Below are 16,040 nucleotides of genomic sequence, written 5' to 3'. Positions count from 1 at the left end.
AACGTGCCTTACGGTCGAGCACGTGGAACGCGTGGTGGTGCAGATCGATGCGGATGCCACGCTGCCCTTCTGGCGCGGCGCGCAGGTCTTCCGGTTCGCATCGGTGGCCTACGCGATCGGCGCACAGATCGTCTCGGTCAACGCCGAGGCACCCGCGAACTCGGGCATCCAGGCATACAGCCACCCGCTGATCAGTTGGTTCCTGATCGCGCTGCTCGTGGTCTGGTCGGGTGTGAGCGGCCTGGTCTATGCCTTCGAGCTGCTGCCGCGGCCGCCGATGGTGATCACCGAGCTGGTCATCACCGTCCTGCTCATCGCCTCCACGATGTGGGTGGTGCGCCCGGAGTACTACCACCATCACCAGAGCCTGCCGTCGACGTTCTGGGTGACCAACGCGGTCGTCTCGGTCGCACTGCTGCGGGGGCCGATCGCCGGAGGTGTGACGGGTGTCGGGCTCTCGTTGCTCAGCCTCGGCGTCGAGGAGCAGTTCCACAACGTCGTCACGGACGCCACCACCCCGATCCTGCTGACCGTCGGCGTGACGCTCGGCATCGGCGCGCGGATCGTGACGCGCGCACAGCAGGAGTTGTCGGCGGCGGTGCGCATGCAGGCCGCGACCAAGGAGCGCGAGCGGCTGGCCCGCGAAGTGCACGACGGCGCTCTGCAGGTGCTGGCCCTGATGCGCCGCCGGGGCGCGGACCTCGGTGGGGACGCGGCGGAGCTGGGCCGGCTGGCGGGGGAGCAGGAGCGAGCGCTGCGCAGCCTGATCAGCGAGCAGGCCGCGGTGCCCGTGCCCGGCATCGACGAGACCACCGAGCTGCGCGGTCGGTTGCAGGCGGTGCTGCCCGCCGACGCTGCGTTCTCCGGGCCGGCCGAGGCGGTGCACCTGCCCGACGCCACCGTCACCGAACTCGTCGCGGTGGTCAGCACGATCCTGGACAACGTCGCCCGGCATGCCGGTGACGGCGCCCGGGCGTTCGTACTGCTGGAGGACCTGGGTGACGAGGTCGTGCTGACCGTCCGCGACGACGGTGTCGGCATACCCGACGGGCGACTGTCGCAGGCCGAGGCCGAGGGGCGGATGGGCGTCAGCAAGTCGATCCGCGGCCGGATGGCCGACCTCGGCGGCGAGGCGTTGCTGGAGACCGGGCCGGACATCGGCACCGAGTGGGAGCTGCACGTGCCGCGCGCGAAGGAGGCAGGATGACCGACGTGACTGAGCAAGCGAACTCGGCAGCGACCTCGACGAGGGTCATGGTTGTCGACGATCACCCGATGTGGCGCGACGGCGTGAGTCGCGACCTCGAAGCTGCCGGCTTCCGGGTCGTCGCGACGGCGGAGAGTGTGGCCACGGCGGCGACTCGCGCGCAGGCCACCCAGCCGCAGGTCGTGCTGATGGACATGCAGTTGCCGGACGGCAACGGTGCTGAGGCGACGGCGCGGGTCCTCGACGCGGCACCGCAGGCCAACGTGCTCGTCCTCTCGGCCTCGTCCGAGCGCGACGACGTGCTGCAAGCGGTCAAGGCGGGCGCGTGCGGCTACCTCGTCAAGAGCGCATCCGCAGCGGAGCTGCTCGAGGCGGTCAACGCCACCGCCGACGGGCAGGCGGTCTTCACGCCCGGTCTCGCGGGGCTGGTCCTCGGCGAATACCGCCGTATGGCGAGCGAGCCCACACCCGCCGGCTCCGAGCCGACGCCGACGTTGACACCACGCGAGCTCGAGGTCCTGCGGTATGTCGCAAAAGGCTTGAGTGCCAAGCAGATCGGGCGCAGATTGGACGTGAGCCACCGCACGGTCGAGAACCACGTGCAGGCCACCCTGCGCAAGCTGCAGTTGTCCAACCGCATCGAGCTGACCCGCTACGCGATCGAGCACGAACTCGACTGAGGCCGGCGACGGTCGGCCTGTCAGCCCGCGGTCGGATCCGTGCCGACCTGCACCAGCAGCTTGCCGAAGTTGCGCCCGGTGAGCAGTCCGCGGAACGCCTCCACGGTGCTCTCCAGACCCTGCACGACATCTTCGCGATAGCGCACCGAACCGTCCGCAACCCACCCGGCCATGTCGCGCAGGAAGTCATCGTGATGTGTCGGCACGAACTCGCTCTGGATGAAACCGCGCACCGTCAGACTCTGCGTGAGGATCATGCCCAGGTATGCCGGCAACTGGTCCGGACCGTCCGGCGCCTGCGTCGCGTTGTAGTTCGCCACCAGCCCGCAGACGGGGACCCGTGCGTAGAGATTGAGCCGCCGGGTGACCGCAGCACCGACGGGGCCGGCGACGTTCTCGAAGTAGACATCGACACCGTCCGGGGTGGCCGCAGCCAGGTCCTCCCGGAAGGTGGGGGACCGGTGATCCACCGCGGCGTCGAAGCCGAAGTCGTCCAGTAGGGCGCGGCACTTCTCCGGTCCGCCGGCGATGCCGACGGCGCCGGCGCCCTTGACCTTGGCGATCTGACCCACCGCCGAACCGACCGGGCCGGTCGCCGCCGCGACTGCGACGGTCTCACCCGGCTGGGGGCGGCCGATGGCCAGCAAGCCGGCGTATGCCGTGAAACCCGGCATCCCGAGCACGCCCAGCGCTGTTGAGATCGGTGCGGCCTGCGGGTCCAACCGCCGGGTGGCGCGCGCGTCCGCGGCGGCATACGTCTGCCATCCGGTGTAGGCGAGGACGATGTCGCCGACGGCGCGGTTCGCCGCGCGTGACTCCACCACCTCGCAGACGGTGGCGCCGACCATCACGTCGCCCACCTCCACCGGGTCGGCATACGACTTGGCGGCGCTCATCCGGCCGCGCATGTAGGGGTCGAGCGACAGATAGATGGTGCGCAGCAGCACCTGTCCGTCGGCGAGTTCCGGCACCTCGGTCGTGGTGAAGTCGAAGTCCGAGTCCTGCGGCTCGCCCACCGGGCGTGCGGCCAGTCTGATCTGCGTCGTAGATGTCACTCGTGAAGTGAATCAGAGCTGACACAGGTGAGTCTGCACAGGCCGGCGTTGCCGAGAACCCTCACTACTGATGAGTAGTAGTACTCATGCCCGGGCGCCCGCCCCTCGACAGGGTTGAAGGCATGAACACGACACCGCAGAACCCAGGCTCTCAGGGCCCGCAAAATCAGGGCCCGCAAAATCCAGGTCAGTGGCCGGGCGCCCGCCCGGCCAACCCGTTCGCAGGTCCCGCGCCTCGTCAGCAGTACGGCGCGGGGCCTGCCATGCCGCCCCCGGCGCAACCGCAGCACCCGGGCCGGCCGCCATACCAGCCGCACCCGCAGCAGCGCATGATGCCGCAGTACCCGATGCAGCCCGCGGTGATGAAGCCGCAGCGTGCGCCGTGGTGGCAGCGTGAGGGCGTCGTCAGCAAGCTGCTCGTCGTCGCGGGTGGGGCCATCACGCTGATCGGCGTGGTGATGCTGCTGGTGATCGCGGCGCGAGCCGGCCTGCTCAACCCGCAGGTCCGCGTCATCGGCGGCGGTGTCCTGTCCGCCGTGCTGATCGCCGCCGGCCTGCGCGTCCACGGTCGTCCCGGCGGCAGCATCGGCGGCACCGCGCTCGCGGGCACCGGCATCGCCGGACTGTTCATCATCACCGTCGCGATGACCAGCTTCTACGAGTGGATCCCGTCCGCGGCCGGGCTCGCCCTCGCCGGTGGAATCGCTGCAGCCGCAGGGGTGCTCGCGGTTCAGTGGCGTTCCGAGCTGCTCGCGGTCGCGGTCACCGTCGCCGTCGCGGTGCTGGCCCCGGTGCTCACCGGCGGTGTGACCCTCGCGTTGGTGTGCTTCCTGATCATCCTGCAGGCGGCCGGTGTGTGGCCGGAGCGGATCTGCAACTGGCACTTCCTCGGACTCGTGCGCACGCTGCCGGCCGTCATCGCCGGCGTCCTCTTCTTCACCGACGCTCAGTCGCTCACCTCGTTGACGCCGGCCCTGGCGATCGCCGGGATCGCGCTCGCGTCCCTGGTCATCTCCGCCGGTGCGGACGACGAGCTGCACGCGGCGACCTTCGCCGTCGCCGTCCTGCCGGTCGCTGCGCAGCTCAGCTATCTGGACCGCTCGATCGCGATCGTCGCAGGCGGGCTGACCGCCGCGGTCCTGGCCGCTGTCGCCTTCCTCGTCCCGCAACTCGGCATCGTGCGACGGGTCACCGTCGGTGGCGTCGCCGCCACGCTCGCGATCGAGTCGGCCTTCGCCTTCACCGAAGGTTCGTGGCTGCCGGTGCTGTTGCTCGTGCCTGGCGTGCTGGTCAGCGCGGTCGCCCTGTCCACCAAGTCCGCGGTCAGCACGATCATCGGTCTGGCCTTCGGCGCCATCGGCGGCGCGGCATACCTGACCTTCGCGGGTCCGGCCGCGCTGACCTTCGCCGGCCGCGCCGACGCGGACCTGTCCTACGCAACGATGCTCGGTGGGGCACTGCTCGCCGGGTGGGCGGTGCTCACCGCGCTGGCGTTGGTGCGTACTACCTCGCAGGTGACCCCGACGGTCGCCGCCGTGGGTGCCGGCATCGTCGGTCTGTATGGCGCGACCGCGGCGTTCGTCTCGTTCGGTGCGGCCGTGGGCGGCACGGAGGGCTTCCGGTCGGCGCACCTCGGCGTGACGGTCCTGTGGATCTCGGTTGCGATGGTCCTGCTCGCCCTCGGCATCCGCCTCCCGCGGTATGGCGCTGCGACGCTCGGCGCCGGACTGCTGTTGACCGGCTGCGGTGTGGCGAAGTTGTTCCTCTTCGACCTGCAGGCTCTCGGCGGCGCGACCCGTGCGATCGCCTTCATCGTGGTCGGCCTGGTGCTGCTGTTCGCCGGCTCGCGTTACGCCCAGGCCTATGCCCGGATGCGCAGCGAGGGTCAGCACTCGCAGCAGAGCGGTCAGCCGCAGCCTCCGGCGAGTCCCATGCCGCAGCACTGATCGCGCGCGGCGGTTGTTGCTCCGCATTGCTCAGTGAATCTCTCAGGGGCCCGAGGCGGTCCGACCTTTCAGGGGGAAGGTCGGACTGCCTCTTCGCGTGCTCTTGCGGCCAGAATATGTGAAACGGTACTTTCATAGTTATGAAGGAAATGTTTCAAGAATCGGTATGGCGGCACCGCGACGTGCGGATCGTCGTGCCCGGGCGGGCGCTGTCGGTGCTCGGCGACGGGATGCTCACGGTCGTGCTGCTGCTGCACCTGCACGACAGCGGACACGGCGCGCTCGCCGTCACCGCGCTGCTGGTGATCGATGCACTCCCGCTCGTGGTGCTGCTGGGCGTGGCCGGGCGGCTGGCCGATGCAATCGACTCGCGCCGGCTGCTCGTGGTGGCGCTCGCCCTGCAGGCACTGGCCTGCCTCGCGATAGCGACCGATCCTTCGCTGCCGCTGCTCTACCTGCTGGTTGCGGTGCTGCAGAGTGCGCAGGCGGTGGTCTCGCCGACGTGGTCCGGGCTGACACCTCGCCTCGTCGGCGAGGACGAGGTGGGTCGGCTGGTCGCGCTGCAGCAGGGCCTCGCGCAGACACTGCTGCCGGTCGGCGGAGCGCTGGGCGGGCTGGTCTACGGGTTCGCGGGGATGCGAGCCGCGGTCCTCACCGACGCGCTGACCTTCGCGGTGCTTGCCGGGGCGGCATACAGCGTGCGGACGCGGCGCGGCGGCGAGTTGCGCACGATCGGCGAGCGACCGGACTGGCGCGACGGACTGCGGGTGTTGCGGGCGGACCCGATCGTCTGGCCGTTGTTGCTCGCGACCATCCCGATCGTCGGAATCCTCATGGGCACCAACGTCATCGAGGTCTTCCTGGTGCGTGACGACCTGGGCATGTCGGCGGGATGGTACGGCTTCGCGGACCTCGTGATGGTTGCCGGCGTGGTGCCGGGCTCGGTCCTCGCGGGACGCATCGCCTCCGACCCCGGACGGGTCCGCGCAGTGCTGTCGAGCTTCCTGGCGATCGCCTGCCTGGTTGTGGTGAGCGGGCTGACGCCGTGGTTCTGGCTCTTCCTGATCGCCGTCTTCGGCTTCGGCGTGGTGACCGCTGTGATGAACTCCTGCTTCGGCGCGCTCTTCATCCTGCGCAGCGCCGAGGAGTTCCGCGGTCGGGTCAGCTCGGCGGTCAACGGTGTCATCCAGGCCGCCAGCATCAGCTCACTGGTCGTTGTCGGGAGCGTCGCGGCTGTGCTGGGCACGCGAGGGACCTTCGTGGCGGCGGGTGTTGTCGCGACCGCGGTCGTGCTGGTGGCAGCGCCTCGGGTGCTGGGGCGGGTCAGTCGCCCGCCGGTGCCGCCGCGCTCTTCTCGCGACGGTGCTTCAGATATTCGTAAGCCATCGGAATCACCGAGAGTATGACGACCAGCATGATCGCCACGTCGATCTTGTCGCCCAGGCCCGGGAAGGTCCGGCCGAGGACCACGCCGGCGGTGACGACGATGCCGACCCACAGCACGGCACCGACCGCGCTCCAGGTGAAGAAGCGCTTGCGGTCCATCCGGCTGGCGCCGGCCACCAGGGTGATGAACGTGCGCACGATCGGCACGAAACGGCCGATCACCAGCGCCTTGTTGCCGTATTTGTCGAAGAACTCGTTGGTCTTCTCGAAATACTCCTTCTTCAGGATCCGCCCGTCGCGCTCATAGATCGGCTTCCCGACGGCGCGGCCGATCTCATAGCCGACGACGTTGCCGGCGAAGGCGACGATCATCAGCAACGGCACCGAGACGTAGAGCGGCACGTGGAAGCCGTACTTCGCGCTGGAGCTGAACAGTCCGATCGCGAAGAGCAGCGAGTCGCCGGGCAGGATCGGGAAGAGGACGCCGCACTCGATGAAGACGATGAGCAGCGCAATGACGAAGAACGCACCCCCGAACTGATCGAGCAGGTACGTCGGGTCCATGAAGCTGGGTCCGAGGGAGTGCATCACGAGCGCAAGAGTACGTGAGCGCTGCTGAGGGGACGCTTAGCGCGGTGGCGCAGCGGCGCGGTCGTCAGCGGACAGCTTCTGTCCGCTGATCGTGAAGACTGGTGGGTATGGCGACAACGACGGCACGACTGCTGCAACTGCTCGGTCTGCTCCAGGCACAAGCCGTCTGGACCGGCGAGGACCTGGCGGACCGGCTCGGGGTGACCACGCGCTCGGTGCGCCGGGACGTCGATCGATTGCGCGAACTCGGCTATCCGGTGCAGTCCAGCCGGGGGAGCGGCGGCGGTTATCAGCTCGGCGCAGGTCGTGCACTGCCGCCGTTGTTGCTGGATCAGGACGAGGCGGTCGCGGTCGCGGTGTGCCTGCGGCTGGCTGCGGGCGGGACCGTCGCCGGTGTGGGGGAGGCCGCGTTGCGCACGATGACGAAGCTGGACCAGGTGATGCCGGCCGCCATACGCGCGCATGTGGCGGCGGTGCAGGAGGCGACGGTGACCGTCGACTACCAGGGCACCACCGTCGACTCCGACGCGCTGCTCGCGCTGGCCCGGGCCGTGCGGGAGCATCACCAGGCGCGTTTCGACTACACCGCACGCGGCGGTGCTGCGTCATACCGGCGGGTGGAGCCCTACCGTTTGATCGCGACCGGAAGACGCTGGTATCTCATGGCTTTCGACCTCGATCGGGACGACTGGCGGTCCTTCCGGCTGGACCGGATGAGCGAGGTGCGCGCTTCGACGTTCGGCTTCACCCCGCGTGAGGCACCCGATGCGGAGGAGTACATCCGGCGCTCGGTGCACTCCGGTTGGGAGTTCGAGGCGACGGTCCGGCTGCAGTGCCCGATCGACGAGGTCGACGAGTATGTCGCCCGGTGGGGGAGCCTCTCCGCGGTCGACGACGGGCACTGCGACCTGCGCGTCGGTGCGCAGAATCTCGACACGATGGCATGGTGGTTGCTCCGGATACCAACGGATTTCGAGGTGCTCGACAACGACGAGCTGGTGGCGGCATACCGGCGGCTGGCGACCCGGACGGCGGCGCTGGCGGGGAATGCGGTTGGCTGAGGTCCGTGCAGGAAGAACCCGAGGTGGCCGAGGAGCGAGGAACGAGCGTCTCCCACGAGGTGGCCGAGGAGCGAGGAACGAGCGTCTCCCACGAGGTGGCCGAGGAGCGAGGAACGAGCGTCTCGAGGTCCCACGACGTCGGCGTCGGGCCGTATGCCGGGCCGTGGCCGACGCTGCCCGACGGCACTGCGGACCCGCGGTTCGATCAGGAGCTGCTGGCAGCCGGTGACCGGCGCAACGTCGAGGACCGGTTCCGCTACTGGACACACGACGCGATCGTCGCCGACCTCGACGAGCATCGGCACGACTTCCACGTCGCGGTGGAGAACTGGGGCCACGACTTCAATATCGGCTCGGTTATCCGCACCGCGAATGCCATGGGCGCCAAGGCTTTTCACATTGTCGGCAAGCGCCGGTGGAACCGCCGCGGTGCGATGGTCACCGACCGATATCAGCACGAGCACCATCACCCGGACGTCGCATCGCTGACTGTCTGGGCCGAGGCTGAGGGGCTGCCGCTGATCGGGATCGACAACATCCCCGGCAGCAGACCGATCGAGACCTACGACCTACCGCAACGGTGTGTGCTGGTCTTCGGGCAGGAGGGTCCCGGGCTCTCGACGGAGGCACAGGAGGCGTGCGTCGACGTGCTGCACATCGAGCAGTTCGGGTCCACCCGGTCGATCAACGCCGGCGCGGCGGCTGCGATCGCGATGCACGTGTGGGTGTTGCGGCACGTGCACGGACTCGAGGTTCGCCGCTGACGGTGTGTCGGACGCCGCTTCTACGCTGGCGTTGCATGAGCACCGATGTCGTCAGCCGGCACGTCAGCCAGGTCATCCACGCCGATCCGCGGGTCATCTACGACTTCGCCTCGGACGTGCGCAATCTCCCGCGATGGGCGGCCGGTCTGGCGAAGAGCCCTGTCGTCATACAGGGTGATGAGCTGGTTGTTGAGTCGCCGATGGGTGCGGTCACGGTGCGGTTCGTGCCGACCAACGAGTTCGGGGTGCTCGACCACGACGTGACTCTGCCGTCGGGGACCACCGTCAACAACCCGGTCCGGGTCATCGCGCACCCGGATGGCGCGGAAGTGATCTTCACCGTCCGGCAGATCGAGCTGACCGACGAGGAGTTCGAGCGCGACCTGCGAACCGTCGGCGAGGATCTTGCCCGCCTGAAGGATCTGGTGGAGGCGAGTTAGCGCGTCAGAATCCGCTGAGCTCGACCGGCCGGTCCGGTGTGCCGTGCTCACGCAGCTCCCGCAACAGTGCGGCGAGGGCGCGCGGTGCGAATGTCGCTGATCCCGAGGAAATTTCGTCGGGAGACCACCAACGGACCTCGTGCACGTGCTCGGCGGCGAGCTGCTCGGGTGACATCTCCGGCGCGGGGTCGAAGTGCTCGACGCGGTGCAGGTGGATGTGGTCGACCTGTCCGTCCCAGTCGGCCATCTCGAAGTGTGCGGTCTTGGTCCAGAGCTCCGGGCCGAGGTGGTCGACGTAAAGACCGGTCTCCTCCCGCAGCTCTCGTTGTATGGCGGCGAGGCGTGTCTCGCCCGGCTCGATGCCACCGCCCGGATTCGCCCAGAACCCGCCGTCGAGGTCGAGCCCGTCCCAGTCGAAGCGCACCAGCAGCACATGATCGTCGGGATCGACGATCAGTGCGCGCACGCTCTCCCGCAGCTTCATGGCCTGGTGACCGTATCGGAGTGCTTGCCACCGGGTGTCCAGCGCATCTCGACCTCGTCGTCGTTGGTGCCGACAGCCACGAAACCGAGACGTTCGTAGAGGCGGCGAGCGTTCGGATTCGTATGCTCCACACCCAGATCCAGCACACCTCCCGCAGCGGAGACTTCGTCCTGCAAGGTGCGGATGATCGACGTGCCGACGCCCCGGTCCTGGACGGCCGGTCGCAGCTGCAACCCGGAGAGCGTGACGCGAGGAAGTTCTTCGCCGTCCACCGTCCCGGTGTCGCGTGCCGTGCGCAAGCGTCCGACGGCTGCGCCGTCGATCTCGATCACCTCCAGACGGCCCGGCCCATCGGCGGCATCGACGCACTCGCGGCTCCACTCGGCAAATCCCCTCAACCACTCGGCTTCGTCGTCGTCGGACATCTGCGGCCACCGCCCTTGGTCCTTGGTGGCTTCGATGACGATCTCGCCGAGCAGGATCGCGTCGTCATACGTCGCTGTCCGCAGTGACCAGTCCGGTGTGTTCATCCGGTCGATCCTTGCGGGAGGGCTCGCGCGGCGCGACTCAATTTTTGACCTCGACAGGCTCGGCCACCTCGGGGTAGCGGCTCGGCCACCTCGGGGGGCAGAAAAAATTTCGCGGAGTTGTCGATATCGGTCCGGCCCGCACGTCATCGTGCTGTCAGAGGATGTGAAGCAGACCGAATGGAGAGGGTCAGCATGACTGAGTACATGATCGCCATCGTCGGGGACGCCGACCGCTGGTGGACGACGATGTCGGCCGAGGAACGCAAGCGCGGGTATGCCGAATACGGCCGGTTCACAGAGGAATTGGGGCGCCGCGGACACAAGATCACCGGTGGTGCGGAGCTGCACTCGACGCAGGAAGCCAAACGTCTCGCGCCCGGCACCGGCGCCGTGACCGACGGACCGTTCGCCGAGACGGCAGAGCAGCTCGGTGGCTTCTTCGTCGTCGACACCGAGGACGTCGACGACGTCGCCGACTGCTGCAAGATCCTGACCGGGATCGGCGAGGGTGTCGAGATCCGACGCGTCGTCCATCCGGAGGAGCGGGCGTCATGACGAAATATCTCGTCCTCATCGCCTACGAACCGGGCGGCTGGGCGAACGCATCCGCCGAGGAACAGCAGGCCTTCCACGACCAGCACCATGCGTTCGACACCGCGGTCGGCGCGGGTCTCCTGGCCGGCCAGGCTCTCGACGGCCCGGAGACCGCGACGACACTGCGGCACGTCAACGGGGAGCCGGCCCTGACCGACGGCCCGTTCGCGGAGACGGCCGAGATGATCGGCGGCTTCTATCTGGTCGAAGCGGCCGACCGTCGCCAGGTGGTGGAGTGGTGCAAACTGCTGCCGCCGTCATACAGCCTGGAGATCCGTGAATGCGTCACGATCGAGGGCTATGACGAGGAGGCGTCGTGACGAAGTATCTGATCCTGCTGGCGGGCATCGAGACCGAGTGGAACGACGCCGAGCAGGCCGACCGCGACCGGTGGCACCAGGACCACATCGCCTTCGACCGGGAGGTCGGCGACGCGATGCTCGGCGGTGAGGCACTGGACGGCACCGACACGGCGACGACACTGCGCCGCCGCAGCGGCACCGTCGAACTCACCGACGGCCCCTACGCCGAAACCGCCGAATACCTCGGTGGCTTCTACCTCGTCGAAGCACCCGATCTCGACCAGGTCGTGAAGTGGTGCGCGCTGCTGCCGGAGATCTATTCGATCGAGATCCGCCCCTGCATCCGCATCGAGGGATCGACGGCTTGATCTCACCGCTGGAGGACGTATGGCGCGACGAGTGGGGCCGGTTGCTCGCCCTGCTCGTCGCGCACACGCGCCGGCTCGACCTCGCCGAGGACGCGTTGGCGGATGCGTTCGAGCACGCCGCACGTCTGTGGACCGAGGAAGGTATGCCGGACAACCCGCCCGCCTGGCTGATGACCGCCGCCAAGCGACGGATCCTCGATCGGTTGCGGGCGGAGGCGGTGGCGGCCCGGAAGCAGCTGTTGCTGGCGGTTGAGGAGGTCGCACGTGGTCTCGATACGCTCCCCCGCTCCGCTCCTCCGCTACTCGACCGACGTGCGGGGGAGGACGAGGACCTGCTGCGGCTGGTGCTGCTTGCCGCGCACCCGTCGCTCAGCGAGGAGGCCGGTGCCGCGCTGACGTTGCGGCTGGTGCTCGGCATCTCGACGGCGGACATCGCGCGGCTCTTCCTGGTGCCGGAGGCGACGATGGCAGCCAGGCTGACCCGTGCCCGGAAGAAGGTCGTGGCGGCGGGCGTGCCGCTCGCCATACCCGATGACGAGGTGTTGCCGCAGCGACTGGAAACCGTTGCGCGCGTTGCGTATCTGGCGTTCACCGCCGGCTACGCGCCGGGTAGCGGCGAGGACGTGGTGCGTGCCGAGCTCGCGGGGGAGGCGATCCGGTTGGTGCGTCTGGTGCGGGCGACAGGCCGCACGGCGGCGACGAGTCCGGCGCTGCAAGCACTGCTCGCGCTGATGTTGCTGCAGCATGCCCGGCGTGATGCGCGTGTCGCCGTGGACGGGTCGCTGGTCTTGTTGCCGGACCAGGACCGTAGCGCCTGGCACCGGGACGAGATCGGCGAGGGGCTGGAGTTGCTGGCGGAAGTGACCGGCGGGTCTCGACACGGGCTCGTCCCTCGCCCTACTCGACCAGCGCCTGAAGCGGACTCGACCGGCGTGGCTGGAGGAGTCGCGCTGTCGAGCGCACTTGCCGCGGAGTACGTGCTGCAGGCACTGATCGCCGCCGAGCACGCGCGTGCGAGACGGCCCGAGGACACCGACTGGCTGACGATCGCCGACTACTACCGGCAACTGGAGCAGCTGACCGGATCGCCGGTGGTGCGGCTCAACCGCGCGGTCGCGGTCGCCGAGGCCGGTGACCTGGCCGCCGCGCTCGGGCTGCTCGACGGGCTGGACGAGCAGCTCCCGCACTCGCACCGGCTGCCCGCTGCGCGCGGCGAGCTGCTGGGGCGGGCCGGGCGGCAGACCGAGGCGATCGCGGCATACGACCTGGCGGTCGAGAGGTGCCAGAACGACCCCGAGCGGGCGCAATTGCGTGCGCGACGGGACAGGTTGCGCGTCAGTTGACCAGTGGCCACCCTGTCGGATCCGGCACGGGTGGTTGGATAGTGGAAACCCAACGTTCGACGCCAACAGGAGGGCCTCCATGCCGATCGCGACCCCCGAGAAGTACGCCGAGATGCTCGACCGGGCCAAGAAGGGCGGCTTCGCCTACCCGGCCATCAACGTCTCCAGCAGTCAGACCCTGAACGCCGCGATCAAGGGGTTCGCCGACGCCGGCAGCGACGGCATCATCCAGGTCTCCACCGGCGGCGCCGAGTATTTCTCCGGTCAGGGCGTCAAGAACATGGTCAGCGGCGCGCTCGCGTTCTCCGCCTTCGCGCACGAGATCGCCAAGGCGTATGACGTCAACATCGCGCTGCACACCGACCACTGCCCCAAGGACAAGCTCGACGTCTTCGTGCGCCCCCTGCTCGAGGCGTCGACCGAGCGCGTCAAGCAGGGCGGACTGCCCTACTTCCAGTCGCACATGTGGGACGGCTCCGCGGTCGAGTTGCACGAAAACCTCCAGATCGCAGAGGAATTGCTCGGCAAGTGCAAGGAAGCCAAGATCATCCTGGAGATCGAGGTCGGTGTCGTCGGCGGCGAGGAGGACGGCGTCGAGGGCGCGATCGACGACAAGCTCTACTCCACGCCGGAGGACGCGATCGCAACCGCTGAGGCGCTGGGCACCGGCGACCAGGGCTACTACATGACCGCGCTGACCTTCGGCAACGTGCACGGCGTCTACAAGCCCGGCAACGTCAAGCTGCGGCCCGAGGTGCTCAAGGCCGCCCAGGCTGCCGTGCACGAGAAGTTCAAGACCCCCGATGACAAGCCCTTCCACCTGGTCTTCCACGGCGGCTCCGGCTCCGACCCGAAGGAGATCGCCGAAGCCGTCTCCTACGGCGTGGTCAAGATGAACGTCGACACCGACACCCAATACGCCTTCACCCGCCCGATCGCCGGCTGGATGATCGGCAACTACGACGGTGTCCTCAAGATCGACGGCGAGGTCGGCAACAAGAAGCAGTACGACCCGCGCGCCTGGGGCAAGGCGGGCGAAGCCGGTATGTCGGCACGGGTCGTCGAGGCGTGCGAGAACCTCGGCTCGGCAGGCCAGCACTAACCCCACGAAGTTTCTCCCCCGCTTCGCTCCGCCGAATACTTCGCGGGGGCCCCGATCTCAAGAACGGTTGCATCGCAATGACTGAAAACCTGCTCGGCATACCCGAGACGAAATTGCCTGAGGATCCTGCGAGTTCGCCGTTGGAGCAGGGCGTCGACCCGCGGGACGTCGCGCGTTCCTACCCGAGCTCGTCGCTCGCCTGGGCGACGCTCGCCGAGGACGCGATGGCCGACGGTGACGTCATCGAGTGCTACGCCTTCGCTCGCACCGGCTACCACCGCGGCCTGGACGCGCTGCGCAGGTCCGGCTGGCGCGGCCAGGGTCCGGTGCCGTGGGAGCACGAGCCCAACCGTGGCTTCCTGCGTGCGCTCGGCGCGTTGGCCAAGGCTGCCGGCGAGATCGGCGAGGTCGACGAGCAGCGCCGCTGCGCGGACTTCCTGCGGGACTCCTCGGCGACCGGCGCCCGCGAGCTGGGTCTCTGACCCGAGGCGGGTCATGGACGGTCGGCTGGGCGTGCTCGGCGTGGGGGCACAGGGCGAGGAGCTCTATCGCCACGTGCTGCGCACGCCCGGACAGACGCTGGCGTCGCACGCCGCGCAGCTCGGCTGGACCGACTACGAGGCCGAGCACGCCATCGAGCAGTTGCGGGCCCGCAGGCTCGTGCGGCTGATCGGCTCCGGTGAGGTGGTTGCCGACCACCCGCGGGCGGCCCTGGAGCGGGTCGTCAGCGCGGAGGAGGCACGGTTGGCGACCCGGCGCCAGGACCTGGCGCGGGTCCGCGACGCGATCGACAGCTTCGTCACCGATCATCGTGCCGGGCAAGAGCTTTCGACTTCCGAGCTGCCGCTGCGCGAACGTGTCGATCAGGCGGTGCTGCCGTCGGTCTTCGAGCATCTGGTGGCGTCGACCGTCGGCGTCATACGCCAGGCGGTGCCGGGTGCCCCGCGCCCGCTGGACGACTACCCGACGGTGCGTCAGCAGCTGGCGTCCGGGCGCGAGCAGCGTGCGCTCTACCTGCCCGACGCGCAGAGCGAGCACGCCGACACGCTGGCGGCGTGGGCGGAGCTGGGTGAGCAGCAGCGTATGGCGGGCACGCTGCCCTCGGAGTTCGTCGTGTTCGGTGAAGAGATGGCGATCGGCACGACCGAGTGGGGCCGTGGCGGCGGTGATTACGTGCTGTTGCGCGACCCGATGGTCGTCGCGGCGTTCATCGAGCTCTTCGACCGGCTGTGGGCGGCGGCGACGTCGGCGGAGCACGGCGGTGACCAGTCGGGCAACGCGCTGGTCCACTGGATGCAGCAGGGTCTGACCGACGAGGCGATCGCACGTGCGATGGGGGTGTCGCTGCGCACCGTGCGCCGCCGGATCGCCGCGATGATGCAGGAACACGACGTGAGCACGCGCTTCCAACTCGCGTTGCGGATCGCGGAACGTCGCCACAAGCCCTGACGTCTGTGTTGCGAAGATCGTCGGCGGCGCGCACTGCGCGTGTGAGGATGACCCTATGACGACCCAACTGACCAAGGGATCGAACACACCCATCGATGCCGGGCAGCTCCGGATCACGCTGCACTGGAGCCCGGGGCCGGGCGTGCCGGACGTCGATGCGTCCGCGCTGTTGGTCGGAGAGAGCGGCAAGGTCGCCTCCGACGACGACTTCATCTTCTACAACCAGCCCGAGCACCCGAGCGGTGCAGTGCGGCACCTCGGCAAGCAGCCGGGCGCCGACGCGCTCGAGGTGGACCTGGCCCGCCTGCCGCAGTCCGTGCCCAAGGTGGTGCTGGCCGCGTCCGCCGACGGCGGTGCCTTCGGTCAGGTCCCCGACCTGCGGCTGGTCGCGTCCGACGCCGCCAGCGGAGCAGAGTTGGCTGTCTTCGTGATGGACGCGGAGAACGAAACCGCCTTCGTCAGTGGCGAGATTTATCAACGCAACGGCCAGTGGAAGCTGCGTGCGATCGGCCAGGGTTACAGCTCCGGGCTGGCAGGCCTGGCAACGGATTTCGGCATCTCGGTGGAGGGAGACCCGGAGCCTCCGGCGCCCGCGCCGATGCCCGCTGTGCCGCCACAGGGCGCACCGCCTGCGCCGATGCCGGGTGTGCCGCCGCAGGGTGCGCCGCCGGCGCCGATGCCGTCCCCGATGCCCGCAGCAGGTCCGCCCATGCCGCCGCCCCCGAGCCAGCCCGCGCC

Annotated in this window: 19 protein-coding genes; 15 read left to right on the top strand and 4 right to left on the bottom strand. The window is 69.0% G+C overall.

Annotated features, from left to right (window positions below):
- Positions 1 to 22: 22 nt before the first annotated feature.
- Both macS and ACSZL9_RS16835 read left to right on the top strand, forming a co-directional pair.
- The gene (gene macS / locus ACSZL9_RS16840; RefSeq protein WP_446666677.1) at positions 23 to 1,207 is read left to right on the top strand and encodes a MacS family sensor histidine kinase; all 1,185 of its coding nucleotides are present in this window, start codon (positions 23 to 25) and stop codon (positions 1,205 to 1,207) included.
- Positions 1,204 to 1,887, top strand: coding sequence for a response regulator (locus ACSZL9_RS16835; RefSeq protein ID WP_446666676.1), 684 nt, complete (start codon positions 1,204 to 1,206; stop codon positions 1,885 to 1,887). The genes macS and ACSZL9_RS16835 overlap by 4 nt, the downstream gene beginning before the upstream one ends.
- 20 nt (positions 1,888 to 1,907) lie before the next feature.
- On the opposite strand, the gene ACSZL9_RS16830 is transcribed toward ACSZL9_RS16835, so the two are convergent.
- Positions 1,908 to 2,942 (bottom strand): NADP-dependent oxidoreductase, encoded by a 1,035-nt coding sequence (locus ACSZL9_RS16830; protein ID WP_446666675.1) that lies wholly within the window; start codon positions 2,940 to 2,942, stop codon positions 1,908 to 1,910.
- A gap of 263 nt (positions 2,943 to 3,205) precedes the next feature.
- Here ACSZL9_RS16830 and ACSZL9_RS16825 point away from each other — a divergent pair, with 263 nt between their 5' ends.
- Together ACSZL9_RS16825 and ACSZL9_RS16820 are read left to right on the top strand one after the other, a co-directional pair.
- Positions 3,206 to 4,888: a DUF2339 domain-containing protein gene (locus tag ACSZL9_RS16825; protein ID WP_446666674.1), complete on the top strand. Its 1,683-nt coding sequence runs from the start codon at positions 3,206 to 3,208 to the stop codon at positions 4,886 to 4,888.
- A gap of 149 nt (positions 4,889 to 5,037) precedes the next feature.
- The gene (locus tag ACSZL9_RS16820) at positions 5,038 to 6,294 is read left to right on the top strand and encodes an MFS transporter (protein ID WP_446666673.1); all 1,257 of its coding nucleotides are present in this window, start codon (positions 5,038 to 5,040) and stop codon (positions 6,292 to 6,294) included.
- Here the strand turns inward: ACSZL9_RS16820 and ACSZL9_RS16815 are convergent.
- Positions 6,212 to 6,862 carry a DedA family protein gene (locus ACSZL9_RS16815; RefSeq protein ID WP_446666917.1) on the bottom strand — a complete coding sequence of 217 codons (651 nt, stop codon included), beginning with the start codon at positions 6,860 to 6,862 and terminating at the stop codon, positions 6,212 to 6,214. The two genes, ACSZL9_RS16820 and ACSZL9_RS16815, sit on opposite strands and share 83 nt — an antisense overlap.
- A 110-nt stretch (positions 6,863 to 6,972) precedes the next feature.
- Between ACSZL9_RS16815 and ACSZL9_RS16810 the strand changes: the two genes are divergently transcribed.
- The 3 genes from ACSZL9_RS16810 to ACSZL9_RS16800 all read left to right on the top strand — a co-directional run bounded on the left by ACSZL9_RS16810 (position 6,973) and on the right by ACSZL9_RS16800 (position 9,130).
- Positions 6,973 to 7,926, top strand: coding sequence for a helix-turn-helix transcriptional regulator (locus ACSZL9_RS16810; RefSeq protein WP_446666672.1), 954 nt, complete (start codon positions 6,973 to 6,975; stop codon positions 7,924 to 7,926).
- Positions 7,927 to 8,021: 95 nt separating this feature from the next.
- Positions 8,022 to 8,690, top strand: a complete 669-nt coding sequence (locus tag ACSZL9_RS16805) for a TrmH family RNA methyltransferase (protein ID WP_446666916.1) — start codon at positions 8,022 to 8,024, stop codon at positions 8,688 to 8,690.
- Between the two features lie 35 nt (positions 8,691 to 8,725).
- Positions 8,726 to 9,130 carry an SRPBCC family protein gene (locus ACSZL9_RS16800; protein WP_446666671.1) on the top strand — a complete coding sequence of 135 codons (405 nt, stop codon included), beginning with the start codon at positions 8,726 to 8,728 and terminating at the stop codon, positions 9,128 to 9,130.
- 4 nt (positions 9,131 to 9,134) lie between these two features.
- Here ACSZL9_RS16800 and ACSZL9_RS16795 read toward each other — a convergent pair whose 3' ends face one another.
- Both ACSZL9_RS16795 and ACSZL9_RS16790 read right to left on the bottom strand, forming a co-directional pair.
- Complete coding sequence (locus ACSZL9_RS16795; RefSeq protein ID WP_446666670.1) at positions 9,135 to 9,614, bottom strand: NUDIX domain-containing protein; 480 nt, start codon at positions 9,612 to 9,614, stop codon at positions 9,135 to 9,137.
- Positions 9,611 to 10,144 (bottom strand): GNAT family N-acetyltransferase, encoded by a 534-nt coding sequence (locus ACSZL9_RS16790; protein WP_446666669.1) that lies wholly within the window; start codon positions 10,142 to 10,144, stop codon positions 9,611 to 9,613. Before ACSZL9_RS16790 ends, ACSZL9_RS16795 begins: the two co-directional genes overlap by 4 nt.
- 192 nt (positions 10,145 to 10,336) lie before the next feature.
- On the opposite strand from ACSZL9_RS16790, the gene ACSZL9_RS16785 reads away from it, so the two are divergent.
- The 8 genes from ACSZL9_RS16785 to ACSZL9_RS16750 form a co-directional block, all read left to right on the top strand.
- Complete coding sequence (locus ACSZL9_RS16785) at positions 10,337 to 10,699, top strand: YciI family protein (protein WP_446666668.1); 363 nt, start codon at positions 10,337 to 10,339, stop codon at positions 10,697 to 10,699.
- Positions 10,696 to 11,058 carry a YciI family protein gene (locus ACSZL9_RS16780; RefSeq protein ID WP_446666667.1) on the top strand — a complete coding sequence of 121 codons (363 nt, stop codon included), beginning with the start codon at positions 10,696 to 10,698 and terminating at the stop codon, positions 11,056 to 11,058. Before ACSZL9_RS16785 ends, ACSZL9_RS16780 begins: the two co-directional genes overlap by 4 nt.
- The gene (locus ACSZL9_RS16775; protein ID WP_446666666.1) at positions 11,055 to 11,408 is read left to right on the top strand and encodes a YciI family protein; all 354 of its coding nucleotides are present in this window, start codon (positions 11,055 to 11,057) and stop codon (positions 11,406 to 11,408) included. Before ACSZL9_RS16780 ends, ACSZL9_RS16775 begins: the two co-directional genes overlap by 4 nt.
- Entirely contained in the window at positions 11,405 to 12,751 is a 1,347-nt protein-coding gene (locus tag ACSZL9_RS16770) for an RNA polymerase sigma factor (RefSeq protein WP_446666665.1), read from the top strand. The genes ACSZL9_RS16775 and ACSZL9_RS16770 overlap by 4 nt, the downstream gene beginning before the upstream one ends.
- Positions 12,752 to 12,830: 79 nt before the next feature.
- Entirely contained in the window at positions 12,831 to 13,853 is a 1,023-nt protein-coding gene (gene fbaA, locus ACSZL9_RS16765) for a class II fructose-bisphosphate aldolase (RefSeq protein WP_446666664.1), read from the top strand.
- A gap of 77 nt (positions 13,854 to 13,930) precedes the next feature.
- Positions 13,931 to 14,335, top strand: coding sequence for a DUF3151 domain-containing protein (locus ACSZL9_RS16760; protein WP_446666663.1), 405 nt, complete (start codon positions 13,931 to 13,933; stop codon positions 14,333 to 14,335).
- 13 nt (positions 14,336 to 14,348) lie between these two features.
- Complete coding sequence (locus ACSZL9_RS16755; RefSeq protein WP_446666662.1) at positions 14,349 to 15,302, top strand: hypothetical protein; 954 nt, start codon at positions 14,349 to 14,351, stop codon at positions 15,300 to 15,302.
- A 55-nt stretch (positions 15,303 to 15,357) separates the two neighbouring features.
- A partial coding sequence (locus ACSZL9_RS16750; RefSeq protein WP_446666661.1) for a TerD family protein occupies positions 15,358 to 16,040 on the top strand: 683 nt, incomplete at its 3' end.

It is taken from the genome of Flexivirga sp. B27 (genome assembly GCF_052905685.1).
Note: the sequence above shows the minus strand (reverse complement) of the source record. Positions and strands in the feature narration are given on the sequence as shown.

What these genes read in the sequence shown, in the direction of transcription:
- ACSZL9_RS16835 (WP_446666676.1), top strand. Translation starts at nt 1,204, where the DNA reads ATGACCGACGTGACTGAGCAAGCGAACTCGGCAGCGACCTCGACGAGG.
- ACSZL9_RS16825 (WP_446666674.1), top strand. Translation starts at nt 3,206, where the DNA reads ATGCCGCCCCCGGCGCAACCGCAGCACCCGGGCCGGCCGCCATACCAG.
- ACSZL9_RS16820 (WP_446666673.1), top strand. Translation starts at nt 5,038, where the DNA reads ATGTTTCAAGAATCGGTATGGCGGCACCGCGACGTGCGGATCGTCGTG.
- ACSZL9_RS16815 (WP_446666917.1), bottom strand. Translation starts at nt 6,862, where the DNA reads ATGCACTCCCTCGGACCCAGCTTCATGGACCCGACGTACCTGCTCGAT.
- ACSZL9_RS16810 (WP_446666672.1), top strand. Translation starts at nt 6,973, where the DNA reads ATGGCGACAACGACGGCACGACTGCTGCAACTGCTCGGTCTGCTCCAG.
- ACSZL9_RS16800 (WP_446666671.1), top strand. Translation starts at nt 8,726, where the DNA reads ATGAGCACCGATGTCGTCAGCCGGCACGTCAGCCAGGTCATCCACGCC.
- ACSZL9_RS16795 (WP_446666670.1), bottom strand. Translation starts at nt 9,614, where the DNA reads ATGAAGCTGCGGGAGAGCGTGCGCGCACTGATCGTCGATCCCGACGAT.
- ACSZL9_RS16790 (WP_446666669.1), bottom strand. Translation starts at nt 10,144, where the DNA reads ATGAACACACCGGACTGGTCACTGCGGACAGCGACGTATGACGACGCG.
- ACSZL9_RS16785 (WP_446666668.1), top strand. Translation starts at nt 10,337, where the DNA reads ATGACTGAGTACATGATCGCCATCGTCGGGGACGCCGACCGCTGGTGG.
- ACSZL9_RS16780 (WP_446666667.1), top strand. Translation starts at nt 10,696, where the DNA reads ATGACGAAATATCTCGTCCTCATCGCCTACGAACCGGGCGGCTGGGCG.
- fbaA (WP_446666664.1), top strand. Translation starts at nt 12,831, where the DNA reads ATGCCGATCGCGACCCCCGAGAAGTACGCCGAGATGCTCGACCGGGCC.
- ACSZL9_RS16760 (WP_446666663.1), top strand. Translation starts at nt 13,931, where the DNA reads ATGACTGAAAACCTGCTCGGCATACCCGAGACGAAATTGCCTGAGGAT.
- ACSZL9_RS16755 (WP_446666662.1), top strand. Translation starts at nt 14,349, where the DNA reads ATGGACGGTCGGCTGGGCGTGCTCGGCGTGGGGGCACAGGGCGAGGAG.